The organism is Streptomyces sp. CBMA156, from assembly GCF_014596515.1.
In the GTDB taxonomy this organism is placed as follows: domain Bacteria; phylum Actinomycetota; class Actinomycetes; order Streptomycetales; family Streptomycetaceae; genus Kitasatospora.
The window spans coordinates 15,501-27,796 of the sequence record NZ_MSJQ01000037.1; the positions used below are offsets into that span (position 1 = coordinate 15,501).

The window sequence follows — 12,296 nt, forward strand, 5'->3', positions numbered from 1 at the left end:
TTGGCCGGTCGCAGGGCTGCGAGGGACGAGCACCTGTACTGCTGGTACTTCGCTCCCTGAGTTGCTTCTTCACCCCGCTTGCCTGCCCGTGATTCCGGAACCCGCGATCACGGGGGCGGCGAGGGCCGCTTGGCGCGACGCTCGGGTGCTCCCGGAGTCATCGGCGGTCGGACGGCATCGAGGTGGGCGGGCGCGTGAGAAGTCGGTGGGGCCGACTTCTGGTGTGCGGGGCGGGGGTTGCCGGGTCTACCGCTGGCCCGGTGCACGGGAAGTCGGTGGGGTCGACTTCTGGCGTTGGGTGGTGGTTTGGGTGCGGCAGTGGGCGAGGGCGTAGATGATGCGGCGGTCGGGGCTGGGGGTGGTGGCGAGGAGTTCACCGGCCGTGACGAGGGTGGTCCAGTACTGGGTGGGGTTGCCGGTGCGGGGGAGGGGGCGGGCGGTGGCGAGGGAGAGGTAGGCGGTGGTGAGGTTGCCGGTGGTGAACCAGCGCTGGAGGCCGTGCTGGTGGCCGGGGCGGATGCCGCCCATGGCGCCGATGGCGGTCAGGAACAGGTCGACGACGGCGAGTTCGGTGTCGGTGAGGGATTTGGGGATGTCGAAGACGCCGAGGGCTTCGAGGACTTCGCCGGTGTCGGTTTCGGCGCCGGGGCGGGGGTCGGCGAGGAGGGCGTCGTGGCATTCGGTGAGGCGGCGGGTGGTTTCGGCGAGGGGGATGGTGAGGGCGAGGCAGACGGCGCGGGCGGAGGGCAGGGGCTTTTGGGTGCGGCGGGCGAGGAGGGCGTAGGTGGCGGCGGGGGTGTGGCCGCGGGTGAGGGCGTGGCGGGCGACGGTGGTGAGGTTCATGGAGGGTCGGGCTTTCAAGCGGTGAGGAGGGAGGGGGTGACGGCGGGGGCGACGAGGACCCAGATGAACTTCCCGATGCCGCCGAGGCGGGCCTCGCAGCCCCAGCGGTGGGCGAGTTCGTTGACGAGGAAGAGTCCGCGCCCGTGCTCGTCGTCCGGGCCGGCGATGCGGAGGGTGGGGTGTTCGGTGCCGGCGTCGTGGACTTCGATGCGCAGGAGGTGGTCGGGGGTGAGGGTGAAGCGGATCTCGATGTGGTGGTCGTCGGGGGTGTGGGTGTGCTGGACGGCGTTGGCGAAGAGTTCGCTGAGGAGGAGTTCGGCGGTGTCGGTGTAGCACTCGCCGTCGGACAGGCCGGAGAGGTAGGCGCGGAGCAAGTAGCGGGCCAGGGGCGTGGATTCGGTGCGGGAGTCGAGGCGCGCGACGAACATGCGGGGGCGGCGGTCGGTGAGCATGGGGGGACCTCGGAGGGAGGGGTGTGAAGGGGTGTTCCGGGTTGGGGGTGGTGGTCAGCCGACCGGGACGGGGGTGCCCTGGATGAGGAGGGGGAGGCCGGTGCCGTGTTCCCAGGCGTCCCAGGCGTCTTCGACGCGGTGGTACTGGTCGGTGGTCATGGCGTCGCGGAGGCCGGACCGGGGGATCCAGTGGAGGGTGCGGATCCGCTGCGGTGGCTGGTGGTGGCGGAGGGTGTGGGCTTGTCGGGGTGTGAGCATTCCGCCCGCGTAGAGGAGGTCGAGGCTCTCGGGGGTGTCGGCGGCGGGGGTGTAGTCGATGGTGAGGATGGTGCGGAGGGGGAGGACGAGCCCGGTTTCGGTTTCGAGGTGCCGGCGGGCTGCGAGGTGGGGGAGTTCGTCCTGTTCGGCGAGGCCGCCGGGGAGGGTGAGGCTGTCCGTGTCGATGGGTTCGACGAGGAGGACGGAGAGGTCGTGCGAGCCGTCGGGGTCCTCGCGGAGGACGAGGGTGTGGTGGCCCGAGCGGCGGGTGGGGGGTTTGGTTGTGATGCGGGTCGTGCTCAACTCTGCTCCAGGCATGAGGGGTTGACGGTCACAGCGGTCGACGGTGCGACTTCCCGCAGGGCATGGGGAAATTTCCGTAGATTGCGCTGTGCGTCCGGCAAATCACCGGGTGTAGCCATAGTGGTGGTTCATCCCCTACGATCGGAACCTGGTCTGAATCTTGAAGTCAGTGCTCGGCAAGTAGGTGAAGATCAATGAACCTCAAAGAACTTGATCCAACATCAGGCCCATGGGCGCCTTTTGGAGTACAACTCCGCAGGTCGCGCAAGGCCGCTGGCCTCACGCAAGCTCAGTTGGCGAGACTCGTGGGGGTCGATCCCTCCTATGTCTCCTACGCCGAACTTGCTCCGCCCGACCGGACCCCGCCCAGTGAGAAGTTCGCGCGCGATGCCGATCGGGTGCTTGAGACGGGCGGGACCTTGCTGCTGATGTGGCTCCAGGCCAAGCACTCGGCATTGCTGGAGGGCTTCCCGGAGTACGCAAGCAATGAGACGCGAGCCAGCGAGATCCGAATCTTCGAACTTGGCGTCATCCCTGGTTTGCTTCAAACGAAGTCCTACGCAGAGGCTCTCGCGAGGGCGGATGTGCGTCGAAGGGATATCACCCCCAGGCAGGCAGAGGAGCGGCTGACCTTTCTGCTCGCTCGACAGGAGGCCCTGGCGCGACGTGATCCGCCGCTCATTCACGCGGTGCTGGATGAGAGCTGCCTCCGGCGGATCATCGGTGGTCCAAGGGTCATGCGGGAGCAGCTTGAGCAACTTGAACAGCTCTACGAGCAGGGGCGCGTGGTCCTTCAGGTAGCCCCGTTCAGCATGGGGGAGCACAGGCCGTTCGCCCTGTCCATGAGGTTGCTGACGCTCCCCGACGGCTCTCTGTTTGGCTACTCTGAGTCTGAGGGGCGAGGGCATGTCGAGCGAGATGATGACAGGCTCCGCGACTGGCGTAGGAGATACGATCGCCTCCAAGTAGGGGCGCTGGCCGAGTCGGCGACTCTCGAATTCATACTCCACGCTCGGAAGGATTCTCATGGCTGATCTCGACTTGACTACTGCTTCGTGGGTGAAGTCGACGTACAGCCAGCAGGGCGGGGACTGCCTTGAGGTTGCGCGCGGCTCTCGTGACCTGCTGCCCGTCCGTGACTCGAAGGACCGTCACGGCCCGGCGCTTGTCTTTCGAGCCGAGGCCTGGGCGTCCTTCGTGGCTGCTGTTCGCAGTGGTGAGTTCGGTGAAGTCTGAGAGGGGCGTCATGGTTGGCCGGGTAGACCTGTCCAGTGCTTCGTGGGTGAAGTCGACGTACAGCCAGCAAGGCGGCAACTGCCTTGAGGTTGCGCGCGGCTCTCGTGACCTGATGCCTGTCCGTGACTCGAAGGACCCTCAGGGCCCGGCGCTTGTCTTTCGAGCCGAGGCCTGGGCGTCGTTCGTGGCTGCCGTTCGCAGTGGTGAGTTCGGCAGTGTCTGATCCAGTGCTTTGAACGCAGGCCCGGGCCGTTCATGGCCCAGGTCTGACGAACAAGTCGAGTTGGGGACAGCTGGGAGGATGACCATGCGCGACGGCACCACTCTCGACCAGGGCGGCTACTGCTGGGCCAAGTCCAGCCACTCGGCCGGTGAGAACGGCAACTGCGTCGAGGTCGGCCGGACTCCGGCCGGCACCATCCCGGTGCGCGACACCAAGCAGCACCGGCGCGGCCCGGTCCTGGAGTTCACCCCCGTGGCGTTCCGGGGCTTCCTCGACGCCGTCAAAGCCGGCGAGTTCCCGGTTCGGCTGTAGCGGGCGAACGACGGACGGGTGGGCCCTGGCGCACCAGCCGCCAGGGCCCACCCGTCGTCTTGCACACCACCTGGCCGCGACGACGAACGCCCCTCCTCCTCCTCCTCCTGGCACCACCCCGGAGGCCGCTACGGCGGGGGTGGTGCCAGGGGCGTGCGGCGGAGCTGCTCAGGCCCGGTGCGGGCCGTCGCTGTCGGTCAGAGCTTCTGGAGGGAGAAGGCGGTGGCGCGGTTCAGGTACTGGCTGACGTGCGAGCCGTCCGCCGCGAACGGGCCCTGGATCGCCATCCACATACCGCTGTGCAGCACCTGGAACATCACCTTGTCGGATCCCGGGTCGCGGGAGATCCAGAACTTCTGGTTCTGTTTGAGAGAGCTCTCGCAGTCGAAGACGGAGAACCAGTAGCCCTCCTCCTGGTAGCTGTCCCAGAGGGTGACGCAACGGCCGTCCACCCTGGACTTCAGGATGTAGTCGGCGGTCTCCACCGGGCCGGGCCATTGGCAGACATCCCACTGCTGGTTGTCCGCGCCCGTCCACTGCTTTTGGAGCACCGCCTTGTTGTCGGATGCGTTGTCGTACTGCAGGACCATGCCCGGAGTGGGCGTGTTGATCCTGTAGGACCTCTCGCAGCTCCAGCCCTTCCAGTTGTACGTGTAGAAGCCCTGGGGTGCTCCGGCCGGAGCGGCCCCGCTCCCGGTGTCCGCCACCGCCGGCGTCGCGAGCAGGGCCACCGCGGCGACGGTGGCGACGGCCGTCCGAACGGCCCGGGCCACCGTACGGGCGGCGCCCGCCGAACGCGCGGCGGGCCGGCGGACAGGGTGCGCCGTGCTGCTGGTCATGTTGTTCTCCTCGGTGTGTTCCATGGTCCGGTCAGCAGCCCACTCGTATCTGGACGGCCCGCCGCAACGTGCCGGCGGGCTCCTGCGTCGTGCAGGAGACGGTGCCGATCTCCGGGGGCTCGAAGGTGGTGAAGGAACCGGAACCACCGCTGAGCGCGTTGATCCACACGCCGGTGGTCGGGCTGGTCTCGGCGCAGAGGTACTTGACCCACTCGCCCTGCACCTTGCGGGTGCCCCGGTAGATGCCGTACTTGCCGGGCTTGTTGAAGTTCCAGGTCGTGGTGATCTGCGAGGTCCTCGTGGTCGACGTGGTCTTCATGACGGAGAAGCCGACCTTGGCCTCCACCTTGACGAACAGGACGGAGAGGCTCGCGCCGATCTCGGTGCTGTTGTTGACGGTGGTGCTCACCGAGTCCGTGTTGGTCAGCGAGTCGGTGCGCTGGCCGGTCGTCCCGTCGGCGATGTACAGGGACAGGTAGTCGGTGATGACCGGGTCGACCCGGTAGGACATGATGTCCACCCACGTCGGCTCGACGCTGGGATTACAGGTGGTCGTCGGGGGCTTCGGAAGCGGGGTCGCCTGGGCCGTCCCGGCGCCGAGCACGCCGGCCGAGACGAGGGCGGAGAGCGCTACGGCGACGGGCATCACGGCACGTCGGCGGGAAGCGAGGCGGGTCACTGCGGACTCCTAGGGGCCGAAGAGGGAGTGGGCGGGGTCTGGCGCATCCACGTCACCGAAGTCCGAGAGCGGGGCACCGTGGAACACGGGCGGGCCCAGCGGTCGCTGTGACGGCCGCCGATATGGCAGGTACCTGACAGGTGCGGTGTCGAGGGTGCTCCCGCGTTCCTGCCGAGGAGATCCTGCCGTCACCCGTCGTGCGTCACAATCCCAGATCTCTGGGATTGTGACGCTCCTTCGACAAGTCCGGCCGAGGAGGCCTGCCACCGGACCCCGCGAGGGTCCGTGCCGCAGGCCGTTCGGCGTCGTCAGCCGTGCTCGGGTTCGTCGTGGATGGTCAGCGCTCCGGCGAGGTCGAGGTCGGCGACGGTGCCGTGGGCCCCGGCGCGGACGAGCAGCACGGCGCCGAGCGCGGTGCTCCAGAACGTCCTGGCCTCCGCGCCGAGCGGCCTGCGGGTCTTCCAGCCCCGGCTGTCGATGAGCTGGCCCACGAAGCGCTCGGACTGCCGGAACAGCAGCTGGAGGTGCCGGTCGACCACGGGGGCGAGTTCGGGCTTGGAGATCCCGGCGGCGAGTGCCCGCGTGACCGACGGGAGCGAGGGCATGGCCAGGACGGCGCGGGCGACGTTGCGCCGGAACGCCGCCGCGTCGGGGGCCTGGCGGCCGATCCGCTCGATCCGCCGGGCGTCGTGCAGCAGGCCGAGGAAGGCGGCGTGCACGAGCAGCGAGTCCTTGGAGCCGAAGTAGTAGGTGACCTGGTTGGGGAAGACGCCTGCCGCGTTCGCGATCTCCGCGACGCTCACCTCGGCGCCGGGGCGCTCCTTGCAGAGCCGTGCGGTCTCCTCGATCAGCCGGCGCCTCGTCGCGCGGCCGCGGTCACGCGAACGGGCCGACGTTGACCGGGCCGAGGTTGACCGCGCAGACGTTGACCGGACCGGCGTTGATCGCGCTGACGTCGGCCGGGCTTCGCTTCGCTTCTTCTCCACGCCTGAATTGTATGTGATACAACTGGCCGCGTTCGTTTGTATCGCATACAAGAAAGGCCAAGGACATGCACCGCACTGAAGTCGTCGTGACCGGACTCGGCGCGATCACGCCACTGGGCGCGGACGTGGAGTCCACCTGGGAGGCCCTGCTCGCCGGTGAGTCCGGCATCCGCGGCGTCGTCCTGTCCGGCCACGAGGACGCCGGCCTTCCCGACACCGTCGCGGGGACGATGGCGGCCGACCCCGCCCGGTCGCTGCCACCGGTGCGGGCCAGGCGGCTCGACCGCTCGCAGCAGGCGGCCTTCGCCGCGGCGGCCGAAGCCTGGGCCGACGCCGGCGCCCCGCGGGTGGACCCGGACCGGCTCGCATCGGCGATCGGCACGGGCATCGGAGGCATCCGGACCCTGCTGAAGGAAGACGACGCACTGGAGACGGCCGGGACGCGGCGCGTCTCACCACGCACTGTCCCGATGCTCATGCCCAACGCGGCGGCAGCGCTGATCAGCATCGAGTACGGCGCCCGGGCCGGGGTCTACACGCCCGTCTCGGCCTGCTCCTCCGGCGCCGAGGCGATCGCCCTGGGCGCCAGGCTCATCCGTGCCGGCGAGGCGGACGTGGTCATCGCCGGTGGCACCGAGGCCGCGATCACCCCGATCACCGTCGCGGGCTTCGCCCAGGCCAAGGCACTGTCGCGGCACACCGCCGAACCGGCCTCGGCCTCCCGGCCGTTCGCCGCCGACCGCGACGGCTTCGTCCTCAGCGAAGGCGCGGCCGTCGTCGTGCTCGAAAGCGCCGAACACGCCGCCGCCCGGGGCGCGCGCGTCCACGCGGTCATCGCGGGCGCCGGTATCGCCGCCGACGCCCACCACATCACCGCGCCCGCGCCCGACGGCTCCGGCCAGATCTCCGCCATGCGCAAGGCCCTCGCGCAAGCCGGCCTGGCTCCCGGGCAGATCAGCCACATCAACGCCCACGCCACCGGAACCCCGGTCGGCGACACCGCCGAGGCGCGCGCGATCAGGGAGGTCTTCGGCCACGCCACCGTGACGGCCCCCAAGGCGGCACTCGGACACCTCTTCGGCGCCGCCGGCGCCATCGAGGCGCTCATCGCCGTCCTCAGCGTGAAGCACGGCGTCATCCCGCCGACCCGCAACCTCACCGCCGCCGGCGTCGGCGACGACATCGGCCTCGACGTCGTCGCCGAGCGACGGGACGCCCCCCAGGAAGCCGTGCTCAGCAACTCCTTCGGCTTCGGCGGGCAGAACGTCTCACTCGTCGTCACCGGCGCACGCCACCAGGAGTCCCGTACGGTGCCGGCCACAGCCTGACCCGTGCGAAGTCGCCCACGGGAACGCACCGTTGCCCGTGGGGGGCCACCGCCTGGCGCTACAGGTAGGGCAACCGGTCGACGGGTGTGGGGGAGCGCCGCTCTTCCAGCCAGTACCCGGAGTCCACCGCGCCGCGGCCGGTTCGCCTCCCGCGACGAACCGGCCGCGGCCATCGGCACCTTCGTCCTGGCCGACGACGAACACCACGCCAGGCCCTACCGCTGGAAGGATCGACGCGGTGCCGCGTCAGTACTGGAAAAGTACTTCCGGATTGTCCGGCGAGGGGCCGTCCAGCAGCGGACTGTGGATCCCCTTCAGCGTCCGGTCGAAGAACGCCGTCACGTACTCGCGGGTGATCACCAGCCCGCGTTCCGGGGAGAGGGACGGCGTCGGGAACCCGGCCTCCTCCAGGAGCAGGTCCAGGTCGGAGAAGCTGAAGTGGTCGGCGCCGGCGACCGTCAGCCACTTCTTGTAACCGCCGAGAGCGGACCAGGCCTGCTCCCACGTGGTGTCGTGGCCGTCGGCCGGGTGGACGGCAGCCGCACCCAGCATGAGGAACGGCCGGTCGATCTGGCCGGGCACCGGGGCCGGGTGGAAGGAGCCGTCCATGTTCACTCCGGCCCGCACTCGCGGGTCGGCGATCATCGTGGCGGCGGCCGCCGCTCCGCCGATGGAGTGTCCGGCCATGCCGATCTCGTGCCGGTCGATGAGGTGTGCCAGGCGCCACGCGGTATTGCCGTGCGTCAACCGGTCGATCACAAAGGACACGTCCAGCGCGCGGCCGGAGGCGAGGGAGTCGAAGTCGAGCGTCGGGTCGTCGCAGACCGCGCACGGCGACGTCCGGCCGTTGGCCAGCGTCTCGCCGCTGTCCTCGTTGGTGTGGCCGACGAGCGCGACGACGTAGCCGTGACTGGCCAGGTCGGTCGCGAGCGCGGTGAGCGTCATGCGCGGGTCCTCGTGCGCGGGTGAGAGGACCACCAGCGGATACTTGCCGCGTTGCGGCCGCGCACCGTCGAAGGCGTGCGTGGTGACACCGGAAAGGTTCTGCGGGGTGACGCCGGAGCTCGCCGGCAGCTTCCGGCGCTGGAGGATTCCGGCTGCCTCGCCGAGGGTCATGTAAGGGGCCGGGGTCCCGGCTCCGGGGACGGCCGGGTAGACCATCGTGACGGTCAGTTGGCGGGGGCCGGAGGACGGCACCCACGGGTCGGGACGGCTCGCGTCGGTGAGGTGGATGACGTCCTCGCCGGCGGCGTAGGGGCCGGTCGGCGCGGGGAGCGTGCCGTGGAAGGACGGCGTGGGCGCGGTGGCTGTGGCTGTGGCCGGTGCGGTGTCGAACGCGTGCGTGGCCATCGGTGTGCCCGACGGTGTGGTCGTGGCGGCGAACCCGGCGCCGGTTCCGGTGGCGAGGGCGGCGAGCGCCAGCACCGCGACAGCGCTGATACGGCGATTGCGTTTCATGGGGTCGACGCTAGGTTCCGCGGCTCCGTACCGGCCATGAGCCTTGGATCCGAATCCGTGGTGGCACCAGTGCCACCGTTGCCGATCCTGTAGTGAACGCTCGCCCTCGAAGCGCACTCGATGCGCCCTCGAAGGCGGCGGCGAGGCGGCGGGCCGTTCCGTCTCCCCGTACGGAACGGCCCGCTGACGGCTCCCGCTACCTCAGCAGGAAGTCGTACACCGCCTGCCGTCCGGCCGGGTTCGCCGCCCGGTTCTGCACCGAGTGCGCCGCCCCGGGCACGATCACGATCTGCGGGTCGTGCGCCATCTCGGCTTGCTCGTACAGCAATTCGTACGGCGTGGAGAGGTCGCGGTCGCCGCCGAGCAGCAGCACCGGCACGTCCGGCAGCCTGCGGTGGTCCGCCGGCGCCGGCGGCACCTGCTCGCGCGGCCAGTCGAGGCAGACCAAGAGGCTGCCGAGCCCGGTCGCGGTCGCCGCGTCGTACGGCCAGGTCTGCTCGGCGGTCAGCCGCTGCCGGGTGCGCTCCAGCGCCGCCGCGCGGCCCTCGACGGGGGTGTCGGTGGTGCCCCAGGGGAAGCGCGAGTCGGCGCACAGGGCGGCGGAGTGCAGCCCCTGGCTGAGCTCCTCGGCCGGGGCGGCGTCGACCTCCTGGCGGACGAGCGCGAAGAAGTCCTGGAGCTTCGCGGGCTGTCCGGCGGCAGCCTCGTGCAGGATCTCCGGGACCCCGCCGAAGTCCGGGTCGACGAACTCGTAGCCGGTGAGCGCGCTCAGGATCTGCGCGCCGTTGCCGTACCGACGGACGGTGTCGGCGAGGTCGGCGGCCGGGTCGGTGGTGCAGCCGGTGGCCTGGCAGGCGGCCCGCAGGACCCGGGCGGTCGCGGGCAGCGCGGCCAGGTCGAGGGGGTCGAAGCCCTGCCGCGGCACCACCGAGTCGAGCACCAGCCGGGCCACCCGCGACGGGTGGGCGAGCGCGTACCGCTCGGCGACGAAGCTGCCGTACGAGACGCCGTCCAGGGTGAGGCGCCGGGCGCCGAGGGCGCGGCGCAACCGGTCGATGTCGGCGACGGTGTCCGCCGTGCTGTAGTGGCGGGAGTCGGGGCCGAGGGCGGCGGCGCAGTCGGCGACCGACTGCCTGCGCGGCACGGCGAGGTCGGAGGAGCCCATGTCCTCCTGGAGGCCCGGGCATTGGAGCGCGTCCCGGCCGGTGCCGCGCTGGTCGAACATCACCAGGCGGTAGTCCCTGAGGACGGGCTCCAGCTTGCCCGCCATCCGCCTGATCGCCGGGACGCCGGGCTGGCCGGGGCCGCCGGTGAGGAACAGCAGGTCGCCCCTGGGCGCCGTGGTGTTGCCGGTGAAGGCCACCTGGAGGCCGAGGGTGCCGGGGGTGGCGCCGCTGTGGTCGAACGGGACGGTGAGGGTCCCGCAGGTGAACTCGGGCGCGTCCGGGCAGGGCGCCTGCCCGGTGATCCCGCCGCCGTCGCGGGCCGGCCCGGACGCTCCGGCTGCTCCGACTGCTCCGGCTGGTCCGGCCGTGGCGGCGAAGCCTGGCGCGGGGGAGGCCAGCGTGGTGCCGGCGACCACTGCGACGGCGCCCAGCAGGGCGGCGATGCGCCCGCGCGTGCTCGTCATGTTCGTCCTTCCGGTCGCGCCGCGCCCGTGCTGACGCGGTCACGTAAGCAGCCTGCGCCCCGGGGCACTTCGATGGCGAGCGTCCGGGCGCGATTCGATCAGGAACGAACCGTCAGGAACGAACCGTCAGGACCCGGACGGCGGACGGACGGACAGCGGACGGAAGGCGGACGGACGGAAGGCGGCACGCCTCACCGGCACCCCGAGGGGCGGGCGACCGCCCGGCACCCGCTCAGGCGGGCACGGGCACCAGGGCGGTGACCAGCCGACGGACCAGCCGGTCGTTCTCGCCCTCCAGGACGCTGCCGTGCATCCGCAGGTGGTGCACCGTGCCCGTGACCGCCAGCGCGAGCATCGCCGCGTCGGCCTCCGCCGGGACCCGGCCGAGCCGCTGCTCCGCCTCCAGGTACCGCGCCATCGCCTCCTCGACCGCGCCCGGCCCCGGCGCGCCGCCCTCCCAGGCCCGCCGGACCCGCTCCGCGACCTGATGCCGCGACAGCGCCGCCGCCGCGACCGCCGGCCCGTTCGTCCCCAGCAGCGCCAGCGCCGCGCCCGTCAGGTTCTCCCGCACGTCACCCCGCCCCGCCCGCCCGGGCAGTCCCCGGACCTCGGCCGCGATCTCCTCGAAGCGGTCCAGCACCAGCTGCGCCACGAAGTCGTCCAGGTCCGCGAAGTGGTTGTACAGCAGGCCCTTCGCGCAGTCCGCCTCCTCCGTGACGGCCCGGTTGGTCAGCCCTGCCGACCCCTCCCGGGCGAGCACGCGCTCGGCCGCCGCGAACAGCCGCTCCCGCACGTCCGGGATCGCTACGCCGCGTGGTGACATCGGGTCCTCCGTATCGGGCTTGCCAGTATGGGCGTTCGCCCATACCTTCTCTATGGGCGAACGCCCATACTAGCTGTCCGACAGGAGCCATCCCATGCGCCAGCTCGTCAACACCGCACAGTCCGAAGCCTGGAACGGCGAGGAGGGCCGGTACTGGAGCGACCACCACGACCGCTGGAACGCGGTCAACGAGGGCTTCAACCACCCCCTCCTCACCGCCGCCGCGATCACCCCCGGTGACCGGGTGCTCGACGTCGGCTGCGGCGCCGGCCAGACCACCCGGCTCGCCGCCCGTGCCGCCACCCGGGGCTCCGTTCTGGGCCTGGACCTCTCCGGCCCGATGCTCGCCCGGGCCCGCGCCCTGGCCGCCGACGAAGGCCTGCACCGGATCGCGTTCGAGCAGGGCGACGCCCAGGTCCACCCGCTCCCCGCCGCCGGGTTCGACGTCGCGATCAGCCGCTTCGGGATCATGTTCTTCGCCGACCCGGTCGCCGCCTTCGCCACCATCGGACGCGCCCTGCGCCCCGGCGGCCGGCTCGCCTTCGTCTGCGTCGCCGACCCGGCCCGCTGCGAGTGGGTGCGGGCGTACGGCGCGGCGCGCGCCGCCCTGCCGGTCCCGCAGGAGGCCAGCGACCTCTCCGGCCCGGGCATGTTCTCGCTCGCCGACCCCGCCGAGATCCGCCGGGTGCTCGGCGCGGCCGGCTTCGCCGACGTACGCGCCGAAGCCGTCGAGGCCGCCGGCCGCTTCGGCCGGGACGTTCTCGCTCGCCGACCCCGCCGAGATCCGCCGGGTGCTCGGCGCGGCCGGCTTCGCCGACGTACGCGCCGAAGCCGTCGAGGCCGCCGGCCGCTTCGGCCGGGACGCCGCCGACGCCGCCGACCACCTGCTGGCCTCCGGCCCCGGGCAGCACCTGGTGGGCCAGCTC

The 12,296-nt window shown here is 71.3% G+C and carries 16 protein-coding genes; 6 read left to right on the forward strand and 10 right to left on the reverse strand.

Annotated features, from left to right (window positions below; genetic code table 11):
* Positions 1-246: 246 nt before the first annotated feature.
* Genes BU198_RS02545 through BU198_RS02555 form a run of 3 tightly spaced genes read right to left on the reverse strand, consistent with a single transcriptional unit; the run spans position 247 to position 1,856 of the window.
* Entirely contained in the window at positions 247-843 is a 597-nt protein-coding gene (locus tag BU198_RS02545) for a hypothetical protein (protein ID WP_188295162.1), read from the reverse strand.
* A 14-nt stretch (positions 844-857) separates the two neighbouring features.
* Entirely contained in the window at positions 858-1,295 is a 438-nt protein-coding gene (locus tag BU198_RS02550; RefSeq protein ID WP_223243829.1) for an ATP-binding protein, read from the reverse strand.
* Positions 1,296-1,349: 54 nt separating this feature from the next.
* Positions 1,350-1,856 carry an NUDIX domain-containing protein gene (locus tag BU198_RS02555; RefSeq protein WP_188295163.1) on the reverse strand — a complete coding sequence of 169 codons (507 nt, stop codon included), beginning with the start codon at positions 1,854-1,856 and terminating at the stop codon, positions 1,350-1,352.
* A gap of 194 nt (positions 1,857-2,050) precedes the next feature.
* Here BU198_RS02555 and BU198_RS02560 point away from each other — a divergent pair, with 194 nt between their 5' ends.
* From BU198_RS02560 to BU198_RS02575, 4 genes are all read left to right on the forward strand, one after another.
* Positions 2,051-2,890, forward strand: a complete 840-nt coding sequence (locus BU198_RS02560; protein WP_188295164.1) for a helix-turn-helix domain-containing protein — start codon at positions 2,051-2,053, stop codon at positions 2,888-2,890.
* Positions 2,883-3,092 (forward strand): DUF397 domain-containing protein, encoded by a 210-nt coding sequence (locus BU198_RS02565; protein ID WP_188295165.1) that lies wholly within the window; start codon positions 2,883-2,885, stop codon positions 3,090-3,092. Before BU198_RS02560 ends, BU198_RS02565 begins: the two co-directional genes overlap by 8 nt.
* A 10-nt stretch (positions 3,093-3,102) precedes the next feature.
* The gene (locus tag BU198_RS02570; RefSeq protein WP_188295175.1) at positions 3,103-3,315 is read left to right on the forward strand and encodes a DUF397 domain-containing protein; all 213 of its coding nucleotides are present in this window, start codon (positions 3,103-3,105) and stop codon (positions 3,313-3,315) included.
* 78 nt (positions 3,316-3,393) lie between these two features.
* The gene (locus BU198_RS02575) at positions 3,394-3,627 is read left to right on the forward strand and encodes a DUF397 domain-containing protein (protein WP_223243830.1); all 234 of its coding nucleotides are present in this window, start codon (positions 3,394-3,396) and stop codon (positions 3,625-3,627) included.
* A 197-nt stretch (positions 3,628-3,824) separates the two neighbouring features.
* Here the strand turns inward: BU198_RS02575 and BU198_RS02580 are convergent, their stop codons facing one another.
* The 4 genes from BU198_RS02580 to BU198_RS41765 all read right to left on the reverse strand — a co-directional run bounded on the left by BU198_RS02580 (position 3,825) and on the right by BU198_RS41765 (position 6,198).
* Positions 3,825-4,466: an RICIN domain-containing protein gene (locus tag BU198_RS02580; RefSeq protein ID WP_188295166.1), complete on the reverse strand. Its 642-nt coding sequence runs from the start codon at positions 4,464-4,466 to the stop codon at positions 3,825-3,827.
* Between the two features lie 31 nt (positions 4,467-4,497).
* A complete protein-coding gene (locus tag BU198_RS02585; protein ID WP_188295167.1) occupies positions 4,498-5,112 on the reverse strand; it encodes a hypothetical protein in 615 nt (204 codons plus the stop codon).
* Positions 5,113-5,453: 341 nt separating this feature from the next.
* Positions 5,454-5,996, reverse strand: coding sequence for a TetR/AcrR family transcriptional regulator C-terminal domain-containing protein (locus BU198_RS02590; RefSeq protein WP_223243833.1), 543 nt, complete (start codon positions 5,994-5,996; stop codon positions 5,454-5,456).
* A 25-nt stretch (positions 5,997-6,021) separates the two neighbouring features.
* Positions 6,022-6,198 (reverse strand): hypothetical protein, encoded by a 177-nt coding sequence (locus BU198_RS41765; protein WP_223243834.1) that lies wholly within the window; start codon positions 6,196-6,198, stop codon positions 6,022-6,024.
* Between BU198_RS41765 and BU198_RS02595 the strand changes: the two genes are divergently transcribed.
* Positions 6,197-7,459: a beta-ketoacyl-[acyl-carrier-protein] synthase family protein gene (locus BU198_RS02595; RefSeq protein ID WP_188295169.1), complete on the forward strand. Its 1,263-nt coding sequence runs from the start codon at positions 6,197-6,199 to the stop codon at positions 7,457-7,459. The two genes, BU198_RS41765 and BU198_RS02595, sit on opposite strands and share 2 nt — an antisense overlap.
* A 246-nt stretch (positions 7,460-7,705) precedes the next feature.
* On the opposite strand, the gene BU198_RS02600 is transcribed toward BU198_RS02595, so the two are convergent.
* The 3 genes from BU198_RS02600 to BU198_RS02610 form a co-directional block, all read right to left on the reverse strand.
* Positions 7,706-8,917 carry an alpha/beta hydrolase family protein gene (locus tag BU198_RS02600; protein ID WP_188295170.1) on the reverse strand — a complete coding sequence of 404 codons (1,212 nt, stop codon included), beginning with the start codon at positions 8,915-8,917 and terminating at the stop codon, positions 7,706-7,708.
* Positions 8,918-9,113: 196 nt separating this feature from the next.
* The gene (locus tag BU198_RS02605; RefSeq protein ID WP_188295171.1) at positions 9,114-10,547 is read right to left on the reverse strand and encodes an alpha/beta fold hydrolase; all 1,434 of its coding nucleotides are present in this window, start codon (positions 10,545-10,547) and stop codon (positions 9,114-9,116) included.
* A gap of 232 nt (positions 10,548-10,779) precedes the next feature.
* Positions 10,780-11,370 (reverse strand): TetR/AcrR family transcriptional regulator, encoded by a 591-nt coding sequence (locus BU198_RS02610; RefSeq protein ID WP_188295172.1) that lies wholly within the window; start codon positions 11,368-11,370, stop codon positions 10,780-10,782.
* 94 nt (positions 11,371-11,464) lie between these two features.
* Here BU198_RS02610 and BU198_RS02615 point away from each other — a divergent pair.
* Positions 11,465-12,296: class I SAM-dependent methyltransferase (locus BU198_RS02615; RefSeq protein ID WP_188295173.1), on the forward strand; the 832-nt coding region annotated here is incomplete at its 3' end.

Bases quoted from the DNA above. Each gene is read 5' to 3' on its own strand.
- BU198_RS02545 (WP_188295162.1), bottom strand. From the start codon at position 843: ATGAACCTCACCACCGTCGCCCGCCACGCCCTCACCCGCGGCCACACC.
- BU198_RS02550 (WP_223243829.1), bottom strand. From the start codon at position 1,295: ATGCTCACCGACCGCCGCCCCCGCATGTTCGTCGCGCGCCTCGACTCC.
- BU198_RS02560 (WP_188295164.1), top strand. From the start codon at position 2,051: ATGAACCTCAAAGAACTTGATCCAACATCAGGCCCATGGGCGCCTTTT.
- BU198_RS02565 (WP_188295165.1), top strand. From the start codon at position 2,883: ATGGCTGATCTCGACTTGACTACTGCTTCGTGGGTGAAGTCGACGTAC.
- BU198_RS02570 (WP_188295175.1), top strand. From the start codon at position 3,103: ATGGTTGGCCGGGTAGACCTGTCCAGTGCTTCGTGGGTGAAGTCGACG.
- BU198_RS02575 (WP_223243830.1), top strand. From the start codon at position 3,394: ATGACCATGCGCGACGGCACCACTCTCGACCAGGGCGGCTACTGCTGG.
- BU198_RS02580 (WP_188295166.1), bottom strand. From the start codon at position 4,466: ATGACCAGCAGCACGGCGCACCCTGTCCGCCGGCCCGCCGCGCGTTCG.
- BU198_RS02585 (WP_188295167.1), bottom strand. From the start codon at position 5,112: ATGCCCGTCGCCGTAGCGCTCTCCGCCCTCGTCTCGGCCGGCGTGCTC.
- BU198_RS02595 (WP_188295169.1), top strand. From the start codon at position 6,197: ATGCACCGCACTGAAGTCGTCGTGACCGGACTCGGCGCGATCACGCCA.
- BU198_RS41765 (WP_223243834.1), bottom strand. From the start codon at position 6,198: ATGTCCTTGGCCTTTCTTGTATGCGATACAAACGAACGCGGCCAGTTG.
- BU198_RS02600 (WP_188295170.1), bottom strand. From the start codon at position 8,917: ATGAAACGCAATCGCCGTATCAGCGCTGTCGCGGTGCTGGCGCTCGCC.
- BU198_RS02605 (WP_188295171.1), bottom strand. From the start codon at position 10,547: ATGACGAGCACGCGCGGGCGCATCGCCGCCCTGCTGGGCGCCGTCGCA.
- BU198_RS02610 (WP_188295172.1), bottom strand. From the start codon at position 11,370: ATGTCACCACGCGGCGTAGCGATCCCGGACGTGCGGGAGCGGCTGTTC.